General features: G+C 57.3%; 14 protein-coding genes. 10 read left to right on the plus strand and 4 right to left on the minus strand.

Annotated elements, in window-relative coordinates; translation table 11 throughout:
• The first annotated feature begins 439 nt into the window (after positions 1-439).
• From ACLH0I_RS00410 to ACLH0I_RS00440, 7 genes are all read left to right on the plus strand, one after another.
• Positions 440-799: a DUF6124 family protein gene (locus tag ACLH0I_RS00410; protein ID WP_411385980.1), complete on the plus strand. Its 360-nt coding sequence runs from the start codon at positions 440-442 to the stop codon at positions 797-799.
• A gap of 446 nt (positions 800-1,245) precedes the next feature.
• The gene (locus ACLH0I_RS00415; protein ID WP_411385981.1) at positions 1,246-1,806 is read left to right on the plus strand and encodes a hypothetical protein; all 561 of its coding nucleotides are present in this window, start codon (positions 1,246-1,248) and stop codon (positions 1,804-1,806) included.
• 73 nt (positions 1,807-1,879) lie between these two features.
• Positions 1,880-2,899 carry a hypothetical protein gene (locus ACLH0I_RS00420; RefSeq protein ID WP_411385982.1) on the plus strand — a complete coding sequence of 340 codons (1,020 nt, stop codon included), beginning with the start codon at positions 1,880-1,882 and terminating at the stop codon, positions 2,897-2,899.
• 64 nt (positions 2,900-2,963) lie between these two features.
• On the plus strand, positions 2,964-3,557 hold the full coding sequence (locus ACLH0I_RS00425) for a hypothetical protein (RefSeq protein WP_411385983.1): 594 nt from the start codon (positions 2,964-2,966) through the stop codon (positions 3,555-3,557).
• A 165-nt stretch (positions 3,558-3,722) separates the two neighbouring features.
• Positions 3,723-4,754, plus strand: coding sequence for a histone deacetylase family protein (locus ACLH0I_RS00430; protein ID WP_122567621.1), 1,032 nt, complete (start codon positions 3,723-3,725; stop codon positions 4,752-4,754).
• 11 nt (positions 4,755-4,765) lie between these two features.
• The gene (locus ACLH0I_RS00435; RefSeq protein WP_411385984.1) at positions 4,766-5,866 is read left to right on the plus strand and encodes a polyamine ABC transporter substrate-binding protein; all 1,101 of its coding nucleotides are present in this window, start codon (positions 4,766-4,768) and stop codon (positions 5,864-5,866) included.
• A 134-nt stretch (positions 5,867-6,000) separates the two neighbouring features.
• On the plus strand, positions 6,001-10,605 hold the full coding sequence (locus tag ACLH0I_RS00440) for a dermonecrotic toxin domain-containing protein (RefSeq protein WP_411385985.1): 4,605 nt from the start codon (positions 6,001-6,003) through the stop codon (positions 10,603-10,605).
• 41 nt (positions 10,606-10,646) lie between these two features.
• Here ACLH0I_RS00440 and ACLH0I_RS00445 read toward each other — a convergent pair whose 3' ends face one another.
• Positions 10,647-12,191, minus strand: coding sequence for a PLP-dependent aminotransferase family protein (locus tag ACLH0I_RS00445; RefSeq protein ID WP_411385986.1), 1,545 nt, complete (start codon positions 12,189-12,191; stop codon positions 10,647-10,649).
• A 97-nt stretch (positions 12,192-12,288) separates the two neighbouring features.
• Between ACLH0I_RS00445 and ACLH0I_RS00450 the strand changes: the two genes are divergently transcribed.
• From ACLH0I_RS00450 to ACLH0I_RS00460, 3 genes are read left to right on the plus strand one after another with little or no spacing between them, the layout of a single operon-like run.
• Positions 12,289-12,930: an FMN-binding negative transcriptional regulator gene (locus ACLH0I_RS00450; protein WP_411385987.1), complete on the plus strand. Its 642-nt coding sequence runs from the start codon at positions 12,289-12,291 to the stop codon at positions 12,928-12,930.
• Between the two features lie 2 nt (positions 12,931-12,932).
• Positions 12,933-13,379 carry an N-acetyltransferase family protein gene (locus ACLH0I_RS00455; RefSeq protein WP_411385988.1) on the plus strand — a complete coding sequence of 149 codons (447 nt, stop codon included), beginning with the start codon at positions 12,933-12,935 and terminating at the stop codon, positions 13,377-13,379.
• A gap of 10 nt (positions 13,380-13,389) precedes the next feature.
• A complete protein-coding gene (locus ACLH0I_RS00460) occupies positions 13,390-14,058 on the plus strand; it encodes a GNAT family N-acetyltransferase (protein ID WP_411385989.1) in 669 nt (222 codons plus the stop codon).
• 48 nt (positions 14,059-14,106) lie between these two features.
• On the opposite strand, the gene ACLH0I_RS00465 is transcribed toward ACLH0I_RS00460, so the two are convergent.
• From ACLH0I_RS00465 to ACLH0I_RS00475, 3 genes are all read right to left on the minus strand, one after another.
• Positions 14,107-19,419 carry a dermonecrotic toxin domain-containing protein gene (locus tag ACLH0I_RS00465; protein ID WP_411385990.1) on the minus strand — a complete coding sequence of 1,771 codons (5,313 nt, stop codon included), beginning with the start codon at positions 19,417-19,419 and terminating at the stop codon, positions 14,107-14,109.
• A gap of 159 nt (positions 19,420-19,578) precedes the next feature.
• Positions 19,579-24,474 (minus strand): dermonecrotic toxin domain-containing protein, encoded by a 4,896-nt coding sequence (locus tag ACLH0I_RS00470; protein ID WP_411385991.1) that lies wholly within the window; start codon positions 24,472-24,474, stop codon positions 19,579-19,581.
• A 265-nt stretch (positions 24,475-24,739) separates the two neighbouring features.
• Positions 24,740-25,636, minus strand: a complete 897-nt coding sequence (locus ACLH0I_RS00475; RefSeq protein ID WP_411385992.1) for a homocysteine S-methyltransferase family protein — start codon at positions 25,634-25,636, stop codon at positions 24,740-24,742.
• Between the last annotated feature and the right edge of the window lie 95 nt (positions 25,637-25,731).

The following is a 25,731-nucleotide window of genomic DNA, read 5'->3' on the forward strand; positions in this document are numbered from 1 at the left end:
CAGCAGCCCCATAAAGGCCGGCGCATTCCTACAGAAAAACCGCTGCGCCACCGGGCGAGAGCACGCTTCCTCGCCCCGAATCCTGGGCATTACGAAGGCTTGTTTATTCTCCCTCCGCCCCCCTTCCACCAAGCTACGAATCCTTGCGCCATTGCCTACAACTACGCCAGAATCCGCCCGCTTGTGCGCCTTGCCCATGGGTTCTATCGTTTCCCTGCCACTGCCCATCAGTGGTCGGGTTTAGTAGCCCGAGGTTGTGTCAGTAGGATGCATGAGCTCTCCATCCAAGCAGGTTCCTAACCTGTCCTTGATGGTGGCTGTGCGCAGGGCGCTTCGGCGCGCCGGCAATGCTGATCTCCCCGGTCTACTAACCTGCGTACAGCCGCCACCCTTCTTTTAGTAGGGAAGAGGTTGCGGCTTAACCATGGAGTATCAGCACATGTTCAAGCCAACACCGAATCCCCCCGAAGCAGATCGCACCTCTGCGTCCACCAAATCCAAAACGAAGAAACAAGACGAAGCAGAAAGGCGCGCCTTGGATTATTACCTGCATCCGAAGCCGGAAAAATCCGAAGATTCATCCAAACCGGGCCAGCTATTCACCGTGGCAAAAAACGCCGACAACGAATGCCTGCTCGCCAACCTCAGCGAAAACCTGGCATCCGCCGACGCGATGATCAGCAACCTGGCCTTCGACCTGGAAGGCCCCCGCCGCCACATCGCCCTCGGCATTCAGCAATTGATCGAGATGAGTTCATTGCTGGCGAACCGAGTGTTGGATAACGTCGATCCACGCTAGCCGCTATACCACCACCCCCGTGGCTAGAGAGCTTGCTCCCGCTGGGTGGCGAAGCCGCTCCAAAACAGGCTGACGCATTTCTCCGGAAAAACCGCATCAGCCGGTTTACGACGGCTGCGCCGCCGAGCGGGAGCAAGCTCCCTCGCCACGGACCGTGTACACCCTTAGTCCGGGCATATAACGTGCTACCGCCATCGCGAGCAAGCTCGCTCCCACAGGGGATTGGTGGTGGGTATCCACTCTGTGATCACTTCGACCTTTGCCGTGAGTGGCTCCGCGAAGCCCTACGTGCCTTGGAATAAAGCACGTCGCCAATCAGCCGAGATTCACTCAACCAGAAAAGAACCATATCATATTTTATGAACCACTATTGATAATTTGGTTTTTATGGAGCAGGATGATTTCATCTCCTCTGCTTCGGAGGAGCGCTACCAGAGTTGTTCCCTATGAGCGATGAAAAGGCCGAAACGGTCTCCTACACCCTGCGCAACCTGAGCAGCAGCTTGGACAAGACCATCGCCGCTGTGGCTAATACGCTTGGCAAATCAAAAAACGCCTTGATCCTTGAAACCTTGGAGCGGGAGTTTTACAACTACATCTCCACCTATGCCCGGTCGAATTTGCTGGTTTCGGCGATGGATGCCGAGCTGGCGAAAAAATTCGGAATCGAGATTCTTTCGGAATGGTATGAAAGCGAACACACCATCCAGTACGACCGCTACCTCAGTACCGAACTTAAATTGGACAGCATCGATAAGGTGGATGCTGTGTTCAAGGGGAACCTTCCATTGCTTGAATTGCGCGCCAAGCAGCTGGTAGACAAGGGTTACCTGAAACTGCCACGGGGCATCTCTTTGACGTTTGCCTTGTTCATCGAAATCGCCAAGCAAGATGAGGCGCTTGTTCGCAAGATTCACAAAGGGCTGTTCGGAATCAGTGAGAACTTCTACGAATACGTGAACGACATTCGTAAAGCCCTTTCGCTTTCCGCTATCAAGCCTGAATAACCAATGCCAGGGCTACACCTCATTCACCCTGCTGATTTCGTTCACCTAACGGATGAACAAGGAACTATGACGCATGCTACTCGACCACCTTAGTGAAATTACCGACAGCCAACACTACCTTGTAAAAACAAGCATTCACTACGACGAATACCTGCACTCGCTAAATAAAATCCTCACCGCTCTTCAGGCTAAAATAGGCGAGAAGAAAATCAACCGTCTCATCCGAGATAAATTACAAGTTCGCGCCGGAGCTTTTAACGAGAGTCAATATATACAGGCCGCTTGCGAGCTGACAGCCATGAGTGAGCTCATCGACTATCCAGATGCGGCATTCGTCTACGAAGATAAAATCACTCCTCCTAAAGACGTTGACTTCAGCGTAACAGTCGAGGGAAAAAAATATAATCTGGAAGTAAAATGTGCCTCTTACAAAGATGAGACACGCCTCCCTGACGAAGTGACGCTTACTTTTTCAAATAGAATGCCAATCCGCGAACAGGCGCTTGGAGAGGTGGGTGAGCGCCTGATGTCGAAAGGCAAAACTGTCAAAGAAGGGAAAAATCTAGATAACGTAATGAAAGATTTTCTTGAGTCCACCCAAGAAAAAGTCAAACAATGCAAAACAGACGATACCAACATATTAATCGTATGCTGTCACGACGAAATTGACATGCAGCTGTGGCGCGGGTACCTATTTGGAGAGGGGGGATTCTTTACTGAAAGCAGCCCAATAGGACACGAACGATTCGATCAAGTAGATTTCATTCTATTCACCAACACTTATAACAGGCACTTCCAATATTTCAATGATCCGAGGGTATCCAATCACTGGAGACTCTCTTCCTCTTTTAATTTACTGTACCCAAATAGATTCTCAAAAAAAAGCAAGTCTATATCCGTTGAAAACGGACGAGAAAAGCTAAGTGAACTAAATAAAATATTCCCCAACCACAACATAAAATTCGAAGACTACCTGAAGAGCCAGGAAGATGTTCCTTCTGGAGAACAAAAAGCAATGAAGAGCATCCTTGGCGTTGCTTGGTACGCCGACAAATTCAAGGCCAACAGTGTTTTTTATTTTCGACAGAGCTGAGTCATGCGCCCTTACGTGACCAAGACATTATCAATGACAAGCAAGACCACTTGAGTACCTGTAAATGGCCACTGTCCCTGACGTTTTCATTATTGAAACATTAAACCCTGACGATGAAGGCAATGGTCGCTTCGAAGGCAGCGTTATTTCTTCAGTCTTGAGGCTACACGAAAAAAAGCCAATATACTGCTATGTCAGGACGCGGGGTCAGTTCATCGAAGCTGTTACAGAGTTCGGAAAATCGAGATATCGGTACTTACACATCTCAGCTCACGGGAACAAACATGGATTATTTACCACCAATCAGGACAAGGTGAGTTATACAGATCTTGCAAAAATCCTGGCACCTCACCTGAAGAAACGTCGTCTCTTCTTATCCGCTTGCTCCATGATCCATGAAAAATTTTTATCTGCACTTTTTTCTACTACAGAATGCATCTCAATTGTGGGCCCTCGCAAGGCAATATACTTTTCGGACGCAGCGGTGACTTGGCCCGCCATTTACCATCTTATGTTTTCTGAAGATACTAAAGGCATGGCCAAAGCTCATCTTAAAGAACAGTTAGCCCATGTCCGCGCTCTTTTTAAAATCGACCTGGCTTATTGCTCAAAATCAAAAAAGAAATGCGGCTATACCCATAATCTCTTACCTGATTAACACCGTCCCTATGCCCCCCCGGCGCAAACCCGCGCCACCAAGGGGCGATTTACGGTCAAACCTTTTGGCCATTTCGATCCCCTTTTGGCCTCTCCTGCCGTTCTCTGAAACGCCTTCCGCCGCAAGACTGTATTCAAACCGACCAGCCTTGCGGAGAACAAAAAAATGCTGACGATCTACTCAGACGATCACCACCTGCACCACGGCCGCTGTGAGTTGATGGACGGGCAACTGATGCCCTGTTTCGAGATGCCGTCCCGGGCCGATCATGTGTTGGAGCGAGTCAAGACGCAGGGGCTGGGGCCGGTGGAGGCGCCGCAGGATTTTGGCTTGGGGCCGATCCAGCGTATCCACAGTGCGGCGTACCTGGAATTTTTCAAAGGCGCCTGGGACCGCTGGGCCAAGTACAACCGCGAGGGCGATTTGTTGCCCTTCACCTGGCCGGCGCGGACCTTTCGCACGGTCATCCCCACGAGCCTGCACGGTCAGTTGGGTTATTACAGTTTCGACGCCGGCGCGCCGATCACCGCTGGCACTTGGCAGGCGGCCTACAGCGCCGCGCAAGTGGCCCTCACCGCCCAGGCGGACATCCAGCGTGGTGCGCGCAGTGCCTTTGCGTTGTGCCGCCCACCGGGGCACCACGCCGCCGGGGACTTGATGGGCGGTTATTGCTACCTCAACAACGCGGCCATCGCCGCCCAGGCCTTTCTCGACCAGGGCCACAAGAAGGTCGCGATCCTGGATGTGGATTATCACCACGGCAACGGCACCCAATCGATTTTCTATGAGCGCAGCGACGTGTTGTTCGCGTCGATCCACGGCCATCCGGAGGCGGAGTTTCCTTTTTTCCTGGGTTATGCGGATGAGCATGGCGAGGGCGAAGGTGAGGGCTTCAATTTCAACTACCCTTTGCCAGCAGGCTCAGGCTGGGACACCTGGAGCGCGGCGCTGGAGCAGGCCTGCGGGCAGATCCGGGGTTACGACGCCGATGTCATCGTCGTGTCCCTGGGCGTGGACACGTTCAAGGACGACCCCATTTCGCAATTCAAACTCGACAGCCCGGACTACCTGGCGATGGGCAAGCGCATCGCGGCGCTCGGCAAGCCGACGCTGTTCGTGATGGAAGGCGGTTACGCGGTGGCCGAAATCGGCATCAATGCCGTGAACGTTCTTGAAGGTTTCCAAAGCGCACCATGAGGAATCACAGCATGAACAGACTCAAGCGTTTAATGGCTCCAGCCGTGTGCGCCGCGCTGCTTTGCGGCGCTGTCCAGGCCGAGGAGCGCACCTTGCGCGTCTACAACTGGTTCGATTACATCACGCCCAAGGCCCTGGAGGATTTCAAGGCGCAGAACAGCCAGGTCAAGTTGGTCTACGACATCTTCGACACCAACGAGGCCCTGGAGGCCAAGCTGCTGACGGGTAACTCCGGCTATGACGTGGTGGTGCCGTCCAACGTGTTCCTGGCCAAGCAGATCGAAGCCGGGGTGTTCCAGCCCCTGGACCGCAGCAAGCTGCCGAACTGGAACCACCTCGACCCCAAGCTGATGAAGCTGATCGAAGCCAACGACCCAGGCAACAAGTTCGCCGTGCCCTACATGTACGGCACCATCCTGATCGGCTTCAACCCGGACAAGGTCAAGGCCGCGCTGGGCGACAACGCGCCGGTGGACAGTTGGGACCTGATCTTCAAGGAAGAGAACATCAGCAAGCTCAAGCAGTGCGGCGTGGCGCTGCTCGATTCGCCGTCGGAGATCCTGCCCCTGGCCTTGCAGCACCTGGGCCTGGACCCCAACAGCAAGAAGCCGGCGGACTATGCCAAGGCCGAAGCGCTGCTGCTGAAGATCCGGCCTTACATCACGTACTTCCATTCATCCAAGTACATGGCGGATATCGCCAACGGTGACATCTGCGTGGCCGTCGGTTATTCCGGCAGCTTCTCCCAGGCGGCCAACCGCGCCAAGGAAGCCAAGAATGGCGTGACCGTGGACATGCGCCTGCCCAAGGAAGGCGCGCCGATCTGGTTCGACATGCTCGCCATCCCCAAAGGGGCGAAGAACCCGGGCGACGCCTACACCTTCATCAACTATTTGCTGCAACCCCAGGTGATCGCGCCGGTGAGTGATTTTGTCGGTTATCCGAACCCGAACAAGGACGCCACCGAGATGGTCGACCCGGCGATTCGCGGCAACCCCAACCTGTACCCGACTGAAGCGGCCATGGCCTCGCTGTACACGTTGCAACCGTTGCCGAGGGACGCCGAACGCGCACGCACGCGGGCCTGGACACGAATCAAATCCGGCCAGTGACCGCGTCGTATCGGCGCCAAGGTCATACGTCGACCTATACATAGTTACCACCTGCCCCAGTCCGTGCCTCCTTAGCATGAAAAAACCGAAGCGTTCGGCTTCGGTTTTTTTCATGTTCAAGGAGGGACACGCAAATGACACTCGACTCGACCGACACAGACCCCACGTCCGACACAGACCCGACCTCAGAGGCAAGCATCAAGGCAGCATTGCTCAACCAATTGCTTGCAGGCCCCTCCGACCTTGAAGTGGCCGCCGTACTCCTGCGAGATGCGCTCAAAGAGCTTTACCCGTCATTGGACCTCGATCCCTACACAACCGTCCTCGCCGAACCGGCCTGGGACATTATCGGCGGCGAAATCGTAGCGCTGCCTACCCGTTATGAACCACTGAGCAACTTGCTGGCCGATCACATAGACCGGGGCCGTCCGACCTTATTGATTGAAGGCTTTCACTTCTTGACCCGACTGCCGATTACCGAGCCCGAAGTGCACTTGCCGGTACGCATCGAACAAATCGGAAGGTTGATCAATGAGCTGGCGCCCGCGATGTTGAAGGCCAGCCAGGAACAACAACTCGCTTATTGGAATATGCCATTTGGCAACTACGGTCCCCGCTGGCACGAATTGTCCGCCACATTTCGCAAGTTCTGGGACGTCCGGCAAATCGAGGGCTGGACGGCGAACGAATGCGCCATGGCCAGGCAGCTTTACCTATACCCCGACGCACAAGACCGCAAGGATCAATTCCAAAGCCACGCGTATCTGGTCGACGTCGATGCAATCGCCGTTGATCGGGTCGCTCGCTTGAACGAAAACTCGCTGATCGTATTGATCGGCCATGTCGACGACAAGGAAGTCATCCTTACGCACTCGCTGTACAACGGTTATGAGAAATTCGAATCACGAGATGCATTGGGCCAGTCCATTGCCGACCATCTGATTCTCTCTCACCCCACCACCGGGATACGGTGGCAGCTCTATGAGCCGCGCGGAAACATTTTTGACAGCAAGGCCTGTGGCCTTATTGGTTTGAAGATCCAGTTGCTCGGAAAGCCTGCAGCAGAGTCAGACCCATCCTCGCCTGAGTCCGAAATATCCCTCAGCGCCCTGAAGGTCGGACCTGACGAGGCTTGGTTCAAGCAACAAATACCCGATTGGCTACGCAACGCGTCAGTAGCCGACCAGACGTTGTTCGCTCAATACATGAAAAACCTGTCCGCGCTGGGCAGTTCACACGCCGGCAAAACCTACCTGGACGGTATCCCTTCCATCAAGGACTACGCGTCAAATGCCTTGAAAACCCAGATGCAATCTGACCATGGTGATGGTTCGACTCTGGACCCGGAAAAAATCGTAATCGAGATAACAAGCCCGGTCGTCTGGGGGACCTTTGTCGTTCCGTTCAAGTTCGACACGACCGAGTTCAACTTAGTCGATCTCGCACTGCAAAACCTGGTGGCGCTTCCACAGGGCAACAAGACCGTGAAGTCCTTGGACGGGACCGAGCTCCCCGAAGGGGTGACAGTGGACTACCTCGAGCGGCTTATTAGCCAAGTCGATATCGGTCGGGTTTATCCCGAGCTGATTAAACGCAAACTGCTCGACGATCCAGAGGAGTCGACCCGCCGAGAGGGCCTGTACAGCTCACAGCTACGCATACAACTGCCCCTACTTGCGTTGGAGTGCAAATTGAGGGGGCTAGGCGATATCGATGAGCGCGGCTGTCGTTATGTCTTCGCGCTGATGGAGCCGCTGGAAGCCGACCGCAAGGTTGACGGGCAAACTATCGTGCTGCGCAAACTGGCGTTCGTGCCAGAGTTGCAACTCGGTATTGCCGAGGACATCGTCGCCAATATGTTCGTGATCGGGCCACAGCCCCCCAGCGCCGGGCCCTGTCTGCTGTACCGCCCCTTGCTCGAACCTCAGCTGTGCCAGTTCCCCTCGTTCAGCAACTTGCTGTATGCCATCAAGCAGTCAGCCACCTTGCGCCAATCGGTGCTGGCGTGGCTGCCCGACGGAGTGCGGGAAACTTACAACCGACTGGTTTTTCCGGGCGCCCTGCCTTCGCCTTGGGCCGTCGCGGAGTTCGTGGCGAACCCAATAACATCAATAGCCGACGCGGGGCCCGTCACCCTCAGCGATGAATCCCTGGGAGCCGATTTCATGCCGCTGTTGTTCAAGGCCAACGCCAATGCCTTGGTCACACTCGCCGATAGACAGTCGGTTTCCAATAGCGAGAGCCGCTGGGAGTCTTTCAAACAGGCGGGTTGGCTGATTTTCAACCTGGCATTGCCCTATCTTGGCACCACGGCGAACACCGCGATCTGGCTCTGGCAAATACTGGAGGATTTGGAACGATTGGCCCAGGACGATGCAGAGCGCAAAGCCCAGCCCAAGTGGGAGATCGTCGTCGACTTGCTGCTGAACGTGGCGTTGGGCGTGGTCAACATCGCCATCGAACGTTCAAAAGCCGGCAGCCGCGGACGTCCGACAGAGGCGCCTGCCATTGTCCCGAAGCAAGATGTACCCGCGCCCGTACCCAAACTGAGCATCGAGAGACTCGCGCCAATCACCCGGGAAGAATGGCCACAGGAGCACTACGAGGTCATCCATACCTTCGGCGCCTTGATGGGTAAAACCAAAAATTACGCAGGGCTTCTCGATCACTTCAGCATCGATGTGCCCGATAACCTCGGACAACCCGAGAGCGAAGGCGCGCTCGAAGGCCTCTACCAGAAAGACGGGAAGTGGTACGCAAAGCTGGCGAGCCAGTGCTTCGAGATCAGCATCGAGGGTGAGCAGGTCAGCATCATCAAGGACACACGCTCCGGCCCCCCCTTGGTCCGGGATGAGCGTGGCCAGTGGCGGATCGACAGCCGCTTGCGATTAAGGGGCAGCGGATCCAAAGGCGTCCGGCAGCATGTTGTCGCCCAGGCACAACGGCGCAACATCGAATTGCTTGCTGAACTCAGGAAGTTTGAAGAAAGCAGAACGCATAACGAATGGCAGCTCAATGACGACGCCCACAACATGGAGCAGGCCTCGGTCGATACCCGGCAATTATTTAGTGACGTTTATAGGCAGACCCTGCAAACACAGCAGAAAAACTATGAAAGCGCGCTGAGCGCTTTGATTGAATGGCCGGTCTTCCAGTCGAGGCCGGATGCTCCCCGCGTGAGCGCTGGTTATTTGAACGCGCAGATAAATTTCACGTTCGCGGACATGGACATATTACGAGAACGATTTCTTCCTGCCTTGGAGCAGGCGCAGGACATGATCAAACCTCGCTTCCAAGTGCGACAACAACGACACGTCGATGCAGCCAACGACATGATTCAGCTCGGTGACACCATGATCGAGCGCCTGGAGTATATGGAGACGCGCTTTTCCAGGCTCAAGAAACTGGGGCTCGGCGGCTTCGAGCTCGTGCGCGATTACCGTAGGAAACTGCCCTCCTACACCAGCGACGGTCTACGACTCCTTCAACTGGAAATGTATCGCCACCTGTGCCTACCCCTTGAAAGTATCGAAACGATGCCCGAAGGCTGGCTGGAAATTGACCAACTGGTCGACAATGCAATAGTGGCCTTTCAAACCTTGCGCGACGCGATCGATGAAACAACCAAGATCCGGCTGGACGAACAAATCGATGCACTCGGCAGCCTGACGGAACAGTTCACGGCTATCGAAGAGCACATCGACTACATGGGTAGCGAATACCAGGACAGTACCAACGCCCAGCAACTCAAGCGCTTGCGTGATCGAATAACCGATTCCAAGGAAAGAGCCTTGCGTCATTTGGCCAAGGCCCTTGATGAGCGAAGCGATCAACGACAATCCCTGACCCTTTATGAAGAACGCCCGCGCTCCAGGAGAAGATTCATCAGAGGCCGCTTCTGGGGCGTCGTCAGCGGTGTAGCTCGCCTGTCCAGCGCCTACGAAGAAACGGGTTGGGTCGAGGTGACGAATCCGTTGTCCGGTGACTTGATCGCTTTATTCCACCGTAAGGAAACCGGTGAATGGATCCCCCATATTATGTCCAACGTATCCCCGGCGGTTCCAGCCCTGAAAACCAGCGTTCAGAAAGGCAAAGCCCTGATCAAGGGACTCCCGGCCTTCAGAACACACATCCAAAATGACTTACAACAGCCAGGCCGTACCGCTTCCGGTATATCCCTCATTATGGGAGCCCATGCCAGCCGGATGGATACCGTCGCGGCTGCAATCAAAAAGGCACTGGACCGGGCCAAGAACGAAACACTGGAACAGCCGAAAGAAGCGCAGGGCTCGGCCGAATCCTTGCGATTGCAGCTCAAGAACGAAGCGACGGCCCTACGCGCAGAGGAATACGAGGCCGTACTGGGGCTCATCAAACGAAGCCCGCCCAACATGAGCGGCGTCACTTGGCTAAACGAACGAAACCTCATCCACGTCGTTAAACGAATCAACCGGAAACGCATCAACACGCCGGCAGGAAAGCGATACCTGGACCGATATGAAATCCGGGACAAATCAAGCAGCAAACCACTTTGGCTTGCGGACTTTCACTACTCCACCTTTTGGGGGTTCGATCTCAAGTTTCTTTCGGGGCACCTGAGAACGCCGGAACAGGTCAAGTCAGCCATCACAGACGTTCCCCTGGATGTATTGAACCAACGTCAACTGATTGATCATTACCGCAGCGAAATTGCCGTGGATCAGGCCATACAGGTGTTCTTTCCAAAGAAACGGCCATGAAGCCGAACCTGGCCTGCGATTGATGTCCCGGCCGCGGGCCGTCAGACATCCCAGGCTTTTGCCAGGCTCGCCAGCGCGGTGCCGATCGCCGCCGGCGGGACCGCCGCAAACCCCAGCACCAGCCCAGCGCGGACTTGCGCAGGCGTGGTAGGCAACCAATAGCCACTCAGGCCGTTGATCTCCACGCCTACGCCGCAGGCCTGGGCAATCAGTTCACGTTCACGCTCGACGCTGTCCACGGGGACCGTGACATGCAACCCAGCGACGACCGTGGGCATCGCACCGACACCCGCCACAGCCTTCGGCCAACCCGCCAGCAACGCATCCCGCCGAGCCAGGGCCGCTCGACGCATGCGCCGGATATGCCGCTGGAAATGCCCGGCGGCCATGAACTCGGCCATCACGGCCTGGGTGCTGACTTCGGAATGACGCACATCCACCGCGCGCCGTCGGGCGAAGGCGTCCACCAGGCCCGGCGGCAGCACCAGGTAACCCAGGCGCAGGGCCGGGAACGCCACCTTGCCGAAGGTGCCGACGTAAAGTACCCGCCCCTGGCGATCCAGCGCAGCCAAGGGCGCCAGCGGCGCGCCGCTGTAGCGGTATTCGCCGTCGTAATCATCCTCGACGATCCAGCCGTCGTTGCGTTCGGCCCAGGCCAGCAACTCCAGGCGCCGCGCAAGACTCATCACCACCCCGGTCGGGTATTGGTGGGATGGCGTGACATACACCAGCCGACAATGGCTCAACGTCGCGAGCGCTGCGCAATCCAACCCATCGCTGTCCACTGGCACGCCCCTGACGTCGCCTCCGGCCACCGCGAACGCATGCCCGGCAGCGCGATAGCCAGGGTTTTCCACCGCCACCACGTCATCCGGGTCCACCAGCAGCTGTGCACAAAGGCTGATGCCCTGCTGCGCGCCGCTGGTGATCACAATTTGCTCAGCCGTGCAGTGCAGCCCTCTGGAACTGCGCAGGTAAGCCGCGATCAGGCCTCGCAGCCGCGCATCGCCTTGGGAGTCTCCATAACATAGCTGCTGCAGATCGGGCTTGCGCCAGAAAGCCCCATTCAGCTTGGCCCAAACCTCGAACGGGAACAGGTCAAAGGCCGGCACGCCCACCCGGAATGCCCGGGGAGGTCCCGCTGGAGGCTGGGCCAAATGATGTTTTTCGACACGGTGCAAAGCGTTGCTGTGGGTAACTTTACTGGATGGACCGACAGGTAAATCGAGCCATTCTGTGGATAACCCTGTGGGTAAGCCTGTTGAAAAGCCTGTGGATGGTTTTGTGGATAATTTTTTCAAGGGCAATGCCGTAGAGGACAGATTCGCCACATAAGTCCCGTCACCGACTCGCCCTTCGATGAAACCCTCAGCGTAGAGCTGGTCATACGCACGCACCACGCTGTTGCGCGAGATCGACAAGGCCGCCGCCAAGTCGCGGCTGGCAGGCAGGCGTGTGCCGCTTGTCAGGCGCCCATCGAGGACGCGAGCCCGCAATGCCTGATACAGCTGCCGACTGAGCCCATGGCGGCGATCCAGTTCGATTCCGGCGGGGTTGAACGACAGGGGCAGCGCGTTGGTATTCATCGCAGTCTCGAATGGACCTATCGAATTGGTCTGGAGTGGCTCTTACAACAGACCAATAGCCTGCCTAGGATGCTGGCATTCGCCAAGGAAAATCTCCATGTACAACCCAAAAGCCTTTGCCGTCCAGGATCTCCCCCAGCTACAGCAAATGATGAACGAGTGCCGCTTGGCCGTGCTGGTCACTCATGGTGAACACGGTTTGCAGGCGAGCCACTTGCCGCTGCTGTTGGATACGCGACAGGGCCTCCACGGAACCCTGCACGGGCATATGGCCCGGGCCAATCCGCAATGGCGCGACCTGGAAGCCGGTGCCGAGGCCCTGGTGATATTCGCCGGCGCCGACGCCTATGTCAGCCCGAGTCTGTACCCCAGCAAGGCCGAACACGGCAAAGTCGTGCCGACCTGGAATTACCTGGCCGTACACGCCTATGGCACTGCCGACGTTTTCAGCGACGCGACTCGCCTGCGCGAGCTGGTCAGCACCCTCACCTATCGACACGAAACCGGCCGCGCCCAGCCGTGGAAACTCGATGACGCACCGGCCGAGTACGTCGATGCGATGCTCAAGGCCATCGTCGGCTTTTCGCTGCCCATCCAACGCCTGGAAGGTAAACGCAAGCTCAGCCAGAACCGCAGCCCCGAAGATGTCGCCGGGGTGCGCAATGGCCTGGCCGCCAGCCTCGACCCCCAAGACCAGGCGCTCGCACGCCTGATCCCCGACGCATCCGCCAAGGAGTGAACATGAGCCACACCGAGATCCGCCTCGTCACCGCCGAAGATCACGCGGCCTGGCTGCCGCTATGGCAGGCCTACCTGCGGTTCTACAACACCGAACTGCCGGAGGCGGTGACCCAGAGCACTTGGCAGCGCCTGCTCGATGACCGCGAACCGACCCACGGCGCCCTCGCCTGGCACGGCGACACGGCGGTGGGCCTGGTGCATTTCATTTATCATCGCTCGAACTGGAGCATCGAGAATTCCTGTTACCTGCAAGATTTGCTGGTGACCGAGCAAAGTCGAGGCACCGGTGTCGGTCGGCAATTGATCGAATTCGTCTATGCCACCGCCAAGGCCGACGGTTGCTGCAAAGTCCACTGGCTGACCCACGAGACCAACGCGACGGCGATCCAACTCTACGAACGCATTGCAGAACGCCCAGGTTTCATTCAATTTCGCAAAGCCCTGTAAGGAGCACAGCATGTCGACCTCGCTGACCGGTTGGAAAGGTGTCTCGGCGCCCTTTACGCGCTTGCTCGAAGGGCGATTCATCCGCCTGGAAAAACTCGACCCGGCGCGTCATGCCGAGGGTCTTTGGCAAGCCCTCGAAGGCCCCGGCGCCGATCCGAAACTCTGGGATTATTTGCCCTACGGTCCGTTCAAGGACCGGGGCGCCTTCGATGCCTGGCTGGACAACCACGCCTCCAACATCGACCCGTATTTCTTCAGCGTGATCGACCGGGCCAGCGGCGAGGTGCAAGGTATCCTGAGCCTGATGTCCATCGTTCCGGCCCACGGCCGCATCGAGATCGGCCACGTCACCTTCGGCGCGCCAATGCAGCGCTCGCCGAAAAGCACCGAGGCGGTTTATCTGCTGGCCAAGGAGTCGTTTGCCCTCGGCTACCGGCGCCTCGAATGGAAATGCAACAACGGCAACGCCCGTTCCAAATATGCCGCCGAGCGACTGGGCTTCACGTTTGAAGGCGTGTTCCGCCAGCACATGGTCGTCAAGGGCCAGAACCGCGACACGGCGTGGTATTCGATGCTCGATTCGGAATGGCCGGCGATCGGAGCAGCATTTGAACGATGGTTGAGCGAAGAGAATCAACGCGAAGGCGGGCAGGTCCGAAACTTGGCGGCGTGCCGTTAAATAGAAAAGATGGCTATCGCGGGAAGCCCCGCGATAGCCATCGTTCCATCAGTTTTTATGTTTTTTGTATTGCCATGCCCAATCCGGTATTCGGTTAAAACAACTCACGTATTCGGCGAACATCAAAAGGCTGTGTTCCGCTCGATTCGCCGTAAAGTCAAAGCGATACAGGTGATTCAGTACCTGCGCCGAGGTCGTGGGATCGGCAAAGACACGGTCAATCAGCTGGTGCGCGCGTGCCACATCCTGCTGGAGAGCATTGATTAATGCCGATGTGTAATTCGCTTCGGAGTTCAACGGGCGGACCTGCCCAAGCGCGTCGTAGATGTTCAGGTCACTGTAGTAAGGGCTGATCAACTCTGTCCAAATACTCCTGGCTTCCTCGCGGGTAAAATTGTTGGTCAGATTAGCCAACAAGTTAGGGACATCGAGCAAAATAATAGTTCTGGAGTTCGACGGAACGCCATCGGGGCCGGTTAGCAGGCTGGCGATGGCCGCCATACCGATATCCGTAGCACTTCCCGATTGTGGTTCCAGGAAGCGAACAAAAGCTGCTAGCGATGCTGAATGCATTTCGATGGTTCTCAGCGTCTTGTCTGTGAACCCGTGGATCCATTGGATATCGATATCGCCGGTATCCAATATCTCCTGCACACGGGTTTCGGCATACCTGGCAATAAACTCAAGCTTCGCCGAACTGAGCGCTGGATGACTTATCCACCTTGAAAATACCGATACGGGCAACGCACCGCCAAGATTGGTTTCGATCACACGAGAGGCTAGAACCCGCTCAGCCCGGGCCACCAACCGACCCTTATTGCGCAGGGCACCTCGAAGTAACCCAACGGTGCGTCCGGTCATTTTCTTATAGCGGAATAACTCAATCATTCCGCTGATCGGGCTTCCCAGGCCGGGATTTAGGTTAAGTGTATTGGCAAGCTCGGCCAACTGATGTGGATGCACCAGCTCCCTGCCGTTAAGGAGCCCCCGCACATCCCCGGCACCCGCCTCGCTGCTCGGAATATAGGCTGTCGGGCTCTTGGGATAAAACTTGTACCATTCATCAATACCGACGCCGTACTCAAGCAAGATATGAATCGAATCCCGGTTCAACTGGAAATAGCCATCCCTGGCCAGGAGATCGATCGTTCGCCCACCTTCGTTGCCGACCAGCGTCATATCCAGGAGCTCTTCGACAACGCTTCTCTGGGCGGGCGTGTAGGGCGTGAATGAGGTTGCCAATCCATACAAAGGCCGGACCGGCGCCAACTGCTCGATTTGTCTCCAGAGCTGCGACGAGAAACCGACGGCAGCCAAACCTGCACGCAGCGACAGGCGTACCCGCGGCGATCTAAACAACCTATACGGGTTAGGCGCGCCAGCGAGCAGCCTCGTTACAACATCCAGGGTCTCCCTGCCCAGAAGATTTTCAAGCGTGGTCTCCGTTTTCACAAACACCTGCCCCGCCTTCGCCACCGCCTCCTCCCCCTGGCTATCCGACGGCCGCATTCGGCGGGGGGCGTCCTGGACTTCCAGGTGGCGAAACGATTCAAGGTTTTCGCGAATGTATCTTGCCGACGCCAGGCGCAACTCCGTCGGGGAGAAAACAACCCTCCCCTCAAGTTCGTCCAAGCCCTGGGTAACCGCCGAGAAGAAACAGTCACCGAGGCTGCGGATTGGAATGACACGACCTGCCTGGATCAAATCATAGTGACTGTCGCTCGACCGTCTCACCACCACGTCCGTGGCGTAATCCGGACTGCTCGACAAACGTTCCGGGCCTGCCTGGCGCGAGAACCGCAGGGTGGAAGGAAGCCTTCCGGGCCTGATATCCATGATGACCAGGCCGCGGTTTTGCGGCCAGTTCGGAATACGGGGCACGAGTTCCGGAACGATATCCATCAGGAGGAAATCCCATTGGCCGGGCTGTTCCAGCACAGCGATCATGTCTTCGAGCGTCTGGCCAGCAGTGCCCGAACTTGACGGGCCCGGCCGCGAGGACTGCCGCGTTGGACGGTCCCCGCCACCTCCCCGGCCGAACCCCACCGCTCGCCACTCCCCGTCAGGCATCCGCGCCACGGTGCTTCTCATCACGCCACTGGAGCGGATGCTCGCCCCTGAAACGGGGTCGACCAAGGTCGCCTCGGTTGCGTTCAGCTTTGTACTGTCGTGCACCCGGAGCACCATTCCCTCCGGTTGTCGCACATACACCGGGCGAGCGGTGACAGTGCCTGTGGCTGCATCCCGGACTGTAACGCGATAAAACCCACCAGCATCCGGGCTCAGCCCTCGTAGAACCGTTCCATCCTGTACCGCGTAGCGGCTGTAGACCGCTTGTTCCAATGGCAGCCCAAGGGATGTTCCCTGTTGGCTTAGACGGGCCAATACCGCTAGGGAGAACGATGTCTTTCGTGAGGTGCCCATCGCGCCACCGACAGGTCGCGGCGCGATGCCGGCGCGGATCAAGTATTTGACGATGTTCAGGTGAAGCGGGATTTGGCCGGTCTTGGCTACCCTCAAGTACATCTGCAAAGCGGCATAGCCAGGGGCTACAAACGAAACCACGTCCAGGAGCGTTTCGAACGCCATCACGGTCAGGTTGAAAATGGTTTGGTGCAGGATGTTGCGGTTGCTGTTGGAACGATGATCGGCATGGGCGATTCGAAATCTCACGTGCGCCTCATGCAGCGCTTCAGACAAATTACCGCTGATCAACGCGCCACGGACCAAGGGGCGACCGCTTCGCGTCCCGAAGATTTGTTTCAGTTCTTCAGGATTGTCAGTGGCGATGCGGGAGGAGAAATAGACCTGCCATTCTTCCTGTTGAAGAAGCTGCGCAACACCATCATTGAGATTGGCAAACTCATGGAGATCATCGCCACCGGGACTGTCCGGAAAATAGACGCCAACGGTGCCCTGTATTATCGGCCCGTCCTGATCTGAAAAAATCAACACACCGTCGACACTGGTTGCGTTGCCCAAGGTGCCATGCTGGCCTCCAGCGCCTACCGCTCCACCGAGCAGCAGACTGTAAACATGTACCTCCCTTCCCTGAACCCTCGTGCGATCCTTTGCCAGCGATGATTTGATCACCGCATCCTGCCAGAGAACGACCCGTTTTTCGGTGCGCGCTGGATGGGCAGTGTCATCCGTCACGGTCTCTTTGAGTACATCATCACCCTTGAGGGCGGCTTCGTAGCCCTTGAAAGTCATATTGGCCAGGTAAGCGTCCCACCAGGCCTCCTTGTAATCCGGCGCATTCATTTTTTCCCTGATGTACGTCTCGTAGCGGCCACCGATATCAAGGCTTGTCGCCATCTTGGCAAGCTCAGGCCCCTTCAAAGGAATGAAACGACGGGTCTGGGGATGGCTGATGGGTTGGCCGTCCTGATCGACCAGATAGACAGGCCGGATTTCCTTCATTGCATTGGGGTACTGTGAAGGGCGCGTATTCTCGATCATCAATTGGGTCAGGCTGGTGGCCCGCGAGTCCTTCGAGGTACACGCGCGCCCTTGAAACAGGGTAATCAACGTCCGGTCTGGATCCGGATCAATGTCCTGGTGCAGATGCTCCTGGAGATAAGCGACGATTTTTTCGCGAGTGAACTCCGATAGTGTCTGAACGCGTCTTTTGGCAATTTCGCCTTCCGCTGTCAGCGCCTCCTCTTCGAGGAAGCGATAGATGCGCTTCTCTGTAACTGTCGCGACTTTGTAGGCGCTCGGACGGCTGTTCTTGAACAAGGTTTCGCTTCGGGCGATCAGCACACCGTCGAGCGCCAGCATCGGCAATTCCAGCGCTTGCTCGGCATCCAGGGCAAAGCGGGCCAAATCGAACTGAACCCGTTCCGGTGCTTTCAGAACGGCTTGTAACGCCGCGTACTGAAGATCAAGCAGGTCTTTTGCTGCCTGCTCGAAGACATGTTCGGGAAGCGCCTGGTCAATACTTTTGATTTTGCGCTGCTGCCCTTGATAGACCGGGCTTACCGAATTCACCAACTCGCGGAACTCATCGAACCGCTGTATGCCTCCTTCCATGGAGTACAGGAATAAAACCGGCTGATCACTTTGCTTTATCACCATCGCAGCCGGCCACTTCTGAACCAGGTCGCCGTCCATTTCAAGCATGACTTTGTACACATGGGGACGATGCGCTTGCCTCATCAAACTTCCCCTGGCCGACTCTGAAGGGTGCGTCGTGATGATGCCCAGCAGGCGATCCTCGTCATTGCGCAGGTTCCGCTCTGCCTCGGTTAGCCGTGCAGCGGGGTCTCGATCGGCTTTGTATAAATCGAATAAATACAGGAATCGTTGGGAAAGCCTGAGCACCAGCTCATCTTGCGCGGTGGAGGGGATAACCGGGTCGAGGGCATCTCTCACGGTCTCCTTCGTGCGAAATGCGGCCAGATCATCAAGGAACTGACGCCTCAGGTGAATATGGGTGGTCGGGTTCTCGATATGGAACGCCGACGTCATGGCCGCCAGGATATGGGCATCCACCGGGTCGACAAATAGGCTTTCGGTCTCTTGCACCGTGTCCGAGCGAGTGAAGAACCCTACGCTTCCCTGGGCGTATACAGGAGGCTCATCAGTGGACAAACAGTCCATCATGACTTCGCTGAAACTCAATGAAGAAACCAATGAGCGCGCCCCGAGCGAATCTGTCGTGAAGTGATTCACATAACAATTGTCCGGGTCGATCGCCAGTAGCGCTGCGCCACGGAATTTGTCCGGTTTGATCTTTTCCCTGATCGAATTGACCAGCAAGTTCTTCAGCGCCGTGTCGAACGTGGGCAAGCCTGCGAACAAACGATCCAGATCGGCCTTATGGGCGGCCAGACGTGTCAGATGTTTGTGGCGAGCCGCTTCTTGAGGGGCGAGCGGGTTATCTTGACTGACGGAATCGGTCTCGAAAGCGAGTCCAGGCCCCCTGTAGCCCGGCGGCACGCCTGCCTGCAACTTCTGCAACAGGCTTCTTGGAAGCACAAAGCCGTCGATACGAAGTGCCGAAAAGTCCAGCTTCATATGGCTTCTGTGGGGATACTCGATCCAATCCTCGCATCGGTTGAACGCCGCGAGGGAAGCAATAGGCTTGCTTTGATAAGCCTTGAGAAAACCCTGCGTAACAGCGGCACGCAAGGGAACCGATGCGATTTTATCTTCAGCAGCCGAACCAGCGGCTCCAACTTCCCGGTAAGTCACACGAAGCGGTGCATCGCCGGGCAGTCCCACCGCCAGCAACCACTGATCGGCGAACGGGTGCGGCTCGAATGCATGGCCGTCGGGTAGTGAGTGAATAGGCGTTAGCGTGATGCCAGGCGCTTGGAGCGGCACGCCTGGTTCATCGTTAAGAAATAAGGTCATGGGGGGTCCGTTTGTTTATTGACGAAGCCCGACCCTATCCTTCCGTCGCCGCCATGGAGCGATACATATATATAGGCAACCTTGGGCGGCCACATGCATATGTGAATGCGTGTTTCCGCAGCGTTGCCATCGCGTGCCAGCCACGCGATGGCGATCGGATCACTCCGCTTTTGGTGGTCGTCTCGAGGCAAGAAATCGCCTGAGTGATTCGGGTGTGACGCCCTCGTTGGCATACTGCCACGCCCATTCGGGTATTCCGCCGTGATGACTCACGTAGCGCGCGAAGCTCAGGCGGCTGTGCTCCGCCCGGTTGCCCGAAAACCTGAAGCGCCGCAGGAATTGCTGGGCCTCTACTTGGCTCACCGCGTAAGTCCCCAGAAGCAGCTGGTGCGCCTGCCTTTCCTCGCTTAGCAAACTGTCCACCAGTGCGCCTGCGAAAGCCGACTCAGACGCCAGCGCACCAGGCCGCTGGAGCGTTTCGCGAATCAGGTCGTCGCTGTATTGCACGCTGATCAGATCGTCCCAGACACTTCTGGCACCCTCGGCTGTAATTCCGGACATATTGTGAATCGAGCTCCAGACACCAGGGCGTTGTAACAACAAAGCGACACGGGTGTTGGAGGGAGGCTGTCCTGGGGCGCTGAACAGTCTGGCGACGGCAGGTAGATCGACATCCACCAGATTCCCCCGAACACCGCCAATGAATCGCATGAAACTCATCAATACCTGCTGGCGGAAAATAATGTCGCGCAGGTTATCGTCGTCGAACGCTCGCATCCAGCTGATGTCGATGTCGCCGGTCATCACGACTTCGGTATAACGAGTGACGGTGTAGGCGGCGATGTGGCGAACCCGCTCATCGGTCAGGCTTGGGTCGCGTATCCACTGGGACATTGCGCTCAATGGAAGCATGCCACCCAGATGCGAAGAAATGACGGGGGACTTTAGAAGGATGTTGGCTCGCCTCAATAAATCGGGAAAACGCTGGAGGGCTACCGTGAGCAAATCGACAAGGTCTTCCGCGCGGTCGTAGTAAATGAACTGATCCATCAGTTCCGAATCGTCATTTACTAACTTGCCTGTCTCGCGCTCAAGTCTGCGCTGGACACCTTTCAGGTCGCCCTGATCCACCAAGTGAGCGTCACCCAACAAATCATCCAATTCGTCCTCACTGAGGTCGCCATGCACGGCTTGATCGAATTTGACGTAGGCCATCCGGTTTCTTGGATGATGGTCGGTCAACTCACGGGCTTTCAGGCCGTATTCGAGCATGATGTGTAGCACGTCCTGGGAAAGCATGAGGTACTCGTTGTTGATCAGCTCGATAATGTGTCGAGCGACCACCGGGCCCAACAACATGTCTTCGAAGAACTTGATCAGCGCTTCCTCTTCCACCAAGTAAAAAGGAAATTCGCTCTGTATCAACCGACCGGGAGGGCGTGGCGATAAATGGCGCCCGATGTGTTGAAGCATTTCCGGGGGCAGTGTCATGGACTGTGCCTGTAGCAGGTAGTCACGCAGCGAGGCATCGGCATATGAGCGTAAGTAGTTCATGATCGGTTGAAACAATCGGTGCGGGTTGGGGCCTCCATATATGATCTGGGTCAGGTCAAGCACTGCCGCCTTTCCCAGCAATTGTTGCAACGTCGGTGCGTTATCAAGAAGCGCTTGCTGCATCCCGGAGGCTTGGGGAGCCAGGTAATTGCGGATTTCCGGATGCTGATCGATGTAATCGGCAGCGGCACCTCGCAACCCTCGTACCGAGAAGTCCCCCTGGGGCCGCCCTTCATTCAGCCCACGGGCGACGGCGTTGAAAAAACAGTCGCCATTAGCAGGGATGTCTATCATGCGATTGCCCAGGATCAGGTTGTAATGACTCTGACCCGTGCGCCGCAGGACAATATCGGTGCTCGCCCGGTCGGGATGAACACTGTTGGGGTAGACACGCTCATCCCGCCCTGGGGTGTAGCGCACTGACCATGCGCGCCCAGCGGACATCTCATCGATGATCAATAAGCTGCGATTGCGCGGCCAACTCGGCAGCCGGGTGATGATGGAGGGGACCAGGTCCATGACCTCGTTGTCCCAGTTGCCCAAGGTACGGATAGCGTCGGAGATATCCGGGGAAGTCAGGGCAGGCACCTTGGGCTTGGAAGGGTCCGACGGAGGCGGTGTCTGGGAAGGCCGTTTACCCCCGCCCTGGCCGAATCCCACGGCGCGCCATTCGCCATTGGGCATGCGTGCCACGGTACTTCTCATCACACCACTGGAACGGATGTTCAGACCCGTTAATGGATCGACGATCGTGGCCTCGATGGCGGTCATTTTCGTGTGATCGTGCACGCGAAAAACCGTCCCGTCGGGTTGCCGCACATAGACCTGTGCCGTGCCGTCATTGTTGAGCCTGGGACGATAGAAGCCTTGGGCATCAGGGGCCAGCCCTCGGATCGGCGCCGTATCCTTAACGGCGTAACGATGATAGATCGCTTCCTCCAGTGGCAATCCGGCCAACGCTTCGCCTGCATGTTGACGAGCTTTCACCGCTAGAAACGAGGCTTGGCCCCGTGATGGAATCGTCCAGCCGTGGGCCCTGCCCTGTCCAAGACGGTTAGCCACTTTGTCGATGAAGACCAAGGTATCAAGGTCCCGTGGAACCACACCGCTCCTGAGCACGAACGAGCCGGTTCTCACGGCTCGCTTGAGTAGCTGGACACCCGGCACCGCCAGCACACCTGCCACTTCCAACAGAATATCGACCGTCACCATGAACACCCGGGCAGCGTGGTGACGCCGGACGTCCAGGTTGCTGTTGGACAAGTGATCGGCATGGGCGCTGTGAAAATTTACATAGGCGCGATGAAGCGTTTCCAACAAGTCACCGGTAATCAAGGAACCACGAATCAGCGGCCGACCGCGTCGCTGCGCTGATAAACCCTTCAATTCGTCAGCATCGGGCGCGGAGATTCGCGAACGGAAATACGCCTGCCATTTTTCTTGCAGCAGAAGCGCCCCGACGCCCTCACCCAGATCGGAAAATTCCTGGAAGTCGTCGCCCTCAGGGCTGTCTGGAAAGTACACCCCGACGGGGCCCTTGATTTCCGGTCCGAGCTGATCGGTAAAAATCAGTGCGCCATCCACACTGAGGGCGTTGCCCATCGCCCCATGCTGCCCTCCTGCGCCCACGCTTCCTCCGAGCAGCAGGCCATGGACATGCACTCTTCGCCCGAAGACCTGGGCACGAGCCTCCGCCACCGGAGACTTCAACACGGCGGCCAACCAGAGAGGCACCCGCTTTTGCAGCTTCGGTGGGTTGCCGGTCTTGTCCAGGCCAGTAGCCTTGAACACGCTGTCGCCCCTCAGCCCGGCCTCGTAGCCCTTGAACTTCAAGTTCGCCAGATACGCCGCCTGCCATGCCGCCTTGTATTGCGGTTTGTTCATCTCCTCTCGCAGCAGGATTTCATAGTTGCCGCCGGCATCGATTCCCACGGCCATGCGGGCAAGTTCACTCCCAGCCAACGTGATGGAAAAGCCAGAAACCGGATGTCGAATACGCCGGCAGTGCTGATCGACAAGATAGACCGTCGACACTTCACTCATCGCCTCCGGATAGTGCGGCGGGCGGAGATTGTCCAGCATCAGCTGGGTCAGGCTGATGGTGCGCGACTGCCTTGGGTTGGCTTTGTTGCCAAAAGACAGCGTGACCTGGGTCCGGTCCGGATCGGGCTCTATGGCCGGGTGCAACGTTTGCTTGAGGTACTGCTTGATCTTCTCCTGAGTGAATTGCGCGAGCGTCTGGACACGACCACTCAGCTCATAAACCCCCTGGTACACCTGCGCTTCCAGACGACGATAGTTCGCCTGCTCCGAAGGTGTTGCGGACGCGTAAAAGGCTGGGCGGTTGTTTTCCACTCGGGTCAGCCGACGCATCGCCAACGGCCCTGAAAGCGATAGCACTGGCAAACTCAGCACATCTTCTGTTTGTTGGGCAAACGCCTCCAGGGTCATCGTCTCGCCGGTGGGTGCGCTCAGGACTTTCTCCAGCGCCGCGCTTTGCAGCTGAAAAAGATCGGAGGCCGCCACCTCAAATACATGCCCCGACAGCTCGGAGGAAATATCCCGGATCCTGCTCTTCTGCCCTTGGTACAGCGGGCTCACCGCAGCGGTCATCGCCTCAAAGGACGGAAAGCGCTGCAGGCCGCCTTCCAGGGAATACAAAAACAGCCGTTGTCGTTCGGTTTGCTTGATCACCATTGCGGCGGGCCACTGCTGCGGCGTTGCGCGCCCCGTATCGAGCATGACCGCATAAACATGAGGGATGGGCGCTCGCTGCAAGCGTCCCCTGTCGAGCATGGAGGGGTGAGTGCTGATGATGTCCAACAGGCGGTCATCCTCGGCCCGTTGCGTTCGCTCACCCGCTGAGACAGCCGGCTTGCGGTCGGCTTTGTACAGGTTGCAAAGATGCAGGAAGCGCCTTGAAAGCAGATGAACGAAGACCGCTTGCGCCGTCGATGAGTCGGCCTTGTCGAGGATGCCCGCCCAGCGCTCGCTGTTGCGAAAGAGACGGAGGTCGTCACGCAATTGCTGCCTCACCGTCTCGTTGGTCGTCGGGCCGGCTATGTAAAACGTCGACTCCATCGCTTGTAGGATTTTGCTATCCGCAGGGCTGGAAAAAATACTGTCAGCTTCGTCCACGGTATCCGGGCGAATGTAGAAGCCCACGCCACCGGCCGTATAGGTGGGCGGCGTATCGGTTTTCAAACTGCTACGCATCACGTCGGTAAAACTCTGCGAGTGCGTCAACGTGCGCCCGCCATCCGAATCGATGGCGAAGTGATTCACGTAGCAATGATCAGGGTCGATATGTTCAAGCAGCGATGGACGGAGCTTACGCTCGGGTATTTTTTTCTTGATCGAGCTGACCAACAGATTATTGATCACCGAATCGAAAGTTGGCAGGCCGGCGAATAGAAGCGCCAGGCTCTTCTGGTTGGCGTCCAGCAGCTTCAATTGTCGCAGCTGCTCTTTGCCGGCGGCGCTCAGGTCGTCGTCTGGCATGGGCGTTTCTGTTGGTACAGGCTCGCAGGACGGCTGGCGGTCACCGCTCAATGGCGCCGCGCTGGGTATCGGTAGGGGGTTGGGTTGATTTGTCGAATCAGAGGGCATCGGACTGTCCAAGGGTTGATTGGAAAGTCCGGAAACCTAACGCGTCAGTCACGCAGCACGGCCATACATATGTATGGCATCGCTGTCGCTTTGGGTAAAAATCGTAAGCGGGGATGAACAGGTGGTCGGCCGATGCCTCGGCCAACCGCCACGCCACTCAACCCAATTGTTGCGCCAGGACGGCGATATGCTCCGGCCCGATTCCGCAGCAGCCGCCCAAGTGACTGGCCCCGCGCTTTTGCCAGTCCGCCGCCCATTGCAGATACCCCGGCGGATCCAGGTCCTCACGCAACGGGTCCAACCCGTCGTTGGCGGTCGCCTCCTTGGGCTGCGGCGGAAATGCGTTGGCATAGGCACCGATGTGGATTTTCACGCCCAGGCGCTCGAACGTCTGCCGCGCGGCATCGATGGCCGCACCGATCACCTCCGGCTGGCTGCAGTTGAACAGCAGCGTCTCGACGCCCAGCTCCGCTGCGACTGCCGCGGCATCCGCCACGGGTTCACCGGAACGCAGGCGCGGCACTTCATCCGTGTCCTCGTCTTTCAAGGTGAACGATAGCCAGAATGGCTTGCCATCCTGCGGGATCCCGGCACGTATGGCTCGTGCCTCGACCGTTGAGCTTTGGGTTTCCGCCAGCCACAGGTCAACGTGGGGTGCCAGGCCCGCCACCAAGGGCGTCAGCAGTTCAGCGGCGCGAGACGCATCGAACAGATCGGGACGATAGGAGCCGAACAGCGGCGGCAGCGATCCGGCCACTCGTACGGCCTTGCCTGAAGCCTGCACAGCCCGCCGCGCCAGCTCACCGGCCAAAGCCGCCAGCGCCTGGCCTTCGGCGGCGAAACGCGCCTCACCGATATGGAACGGCACGACGGCGTAGCTGTTGGTGGTGATCACATTGGCACCGCTGGCGATGTAGGCCCCATGAACATCTTCCACGGCCCGGGGCGCTTCGCTCAGTGCCAGCGCCGACCACTCGGGTTGTCGAAACGGCGCGCCACGGCGTTGCAGTTCACGGCCCATGCCGCCATCGAGAATGACTGTTGCTACGCCCATATGCGATTCACTCATAAGCTTATGAAAAATACTCACTACCGGAGTTGTTCTTATAACTATTTAATACGCACCATTCAGAGAACTACAACTTATTT

Origin of the sequence: Pseudomonas sp. MPB03 (assembly GCF_046605385.1) — a bacterium.
Lineage (GTDB): Bacteria > Pseudomonadota > Gammaproteobacteria > Pseudomonadales > Pseudomonadaceae > Aquipseudomonas > Aquipseudomonas zanjanensis.

Excerpts from the sequence above, each read along its gene's own strand:
- ACLH0I_RS00410 (WP_411385980.1), top strand. The coding sequence starts at position 440 with ATGTTCAAGCCAACACCGAATCCCCCCGAAGCAGATCGCACCTCTGCG.
- ACLH0I_RS00475 (WP_411385992.1), bottom strand. The coding sequence starts at position 25,636 with ATGGGCGTAGCAACAGTCATTCTCGATGGCGGCATGGGCCGTGAACTG.
- ACLH0I_RS00445 (WP_411385986.1), bottom strand. The coding sequence starts at position 12,191 with ATGAATACCAACGCGCTGCCCCTGTCGTTCAACCCCGCCGGAATCGAA.
- ACLH0I_RS00470 (WP_411385991.1), bottom strand. The coding sequence starts at position 24,474 with ATGCCAGACGACGACCTGAGCGCCGCCGGCAAAGAGCAGCTGCGACAA.
- ACLH0I_RS00440 (WP_411385985.1), top strand. The coding sequence starts at position 6,001 with ATGACACTCGACTCGACCGACACAGACCCCACGTCCGACACAGACCCG.
- ACLH0I_RS00420 (WP_411385982.1), top strand. The coding sequence starts at position 1,880 with ATGCTACTCGACCACCTTAGTGAAATTACCGACAGCCAACACTACCTT.
- ACLH0I_RS00455 (WP_411385988.1), top strand. The coding sequence starts at position 12,933 with ATGAGCCACACCGAGATCCGCCTCGTCACCGCCGAAGATCACGCGGCC.
- ACLH0I_RS00435 (WP_411385984.1), top strand. The coding sequence starts at position 4,766 with ATGAACAGACTCAAGCGTTTAATGGCTCCAGCCGTGTGCGCCGCGCTG.
- ACLH0I_RS00430 (WP_122567621.1), top strand. The coding sequence starts at position 3,723 with ATGCTGACGATCTACTCAGACGATCACCACCTGCACCACGGCCGCTGT.
- ACLH0I_RS00425 (WP_411385983.1), top strand. The coding sequence starts at position 2,964 with ATGGCCACTGTCCCTGACGTTTTCATTATTGAAACATTAAACCCTGAC.
- ACLH0I_RS00465 (WP_411385990.1), bottom strand. The coding sequence starts at position 19,419 with ATGACCTTATTTCTTAACGATGAACCAGGCGTGCCGCTCCAAGCGCCT.
- ACLH0I_RS00450 (WP_411385987.1), top strand. The coding sequence starts at position 12,289 with ATGTACAACCCAAAAGCCTTTGCCGTCCAGGATCTCCCCCAGCTACAG.
- ACLH0I_RS00460 (WP_411385989.1), top strand. The coding sequence starts at position 13,390 with ATGTCGACCTCGCTGACCGGTTGGAAAGGTGTCTCGGCGCCCTTTACG.
- ACLH0I_RS00415 (WP_411385981.1), top strand. The coding sequence starts at position 1,246 with ATGAGCGATGAAAAGGCCGAAACGGTCTCCTACACCCTGCGCAACCTG.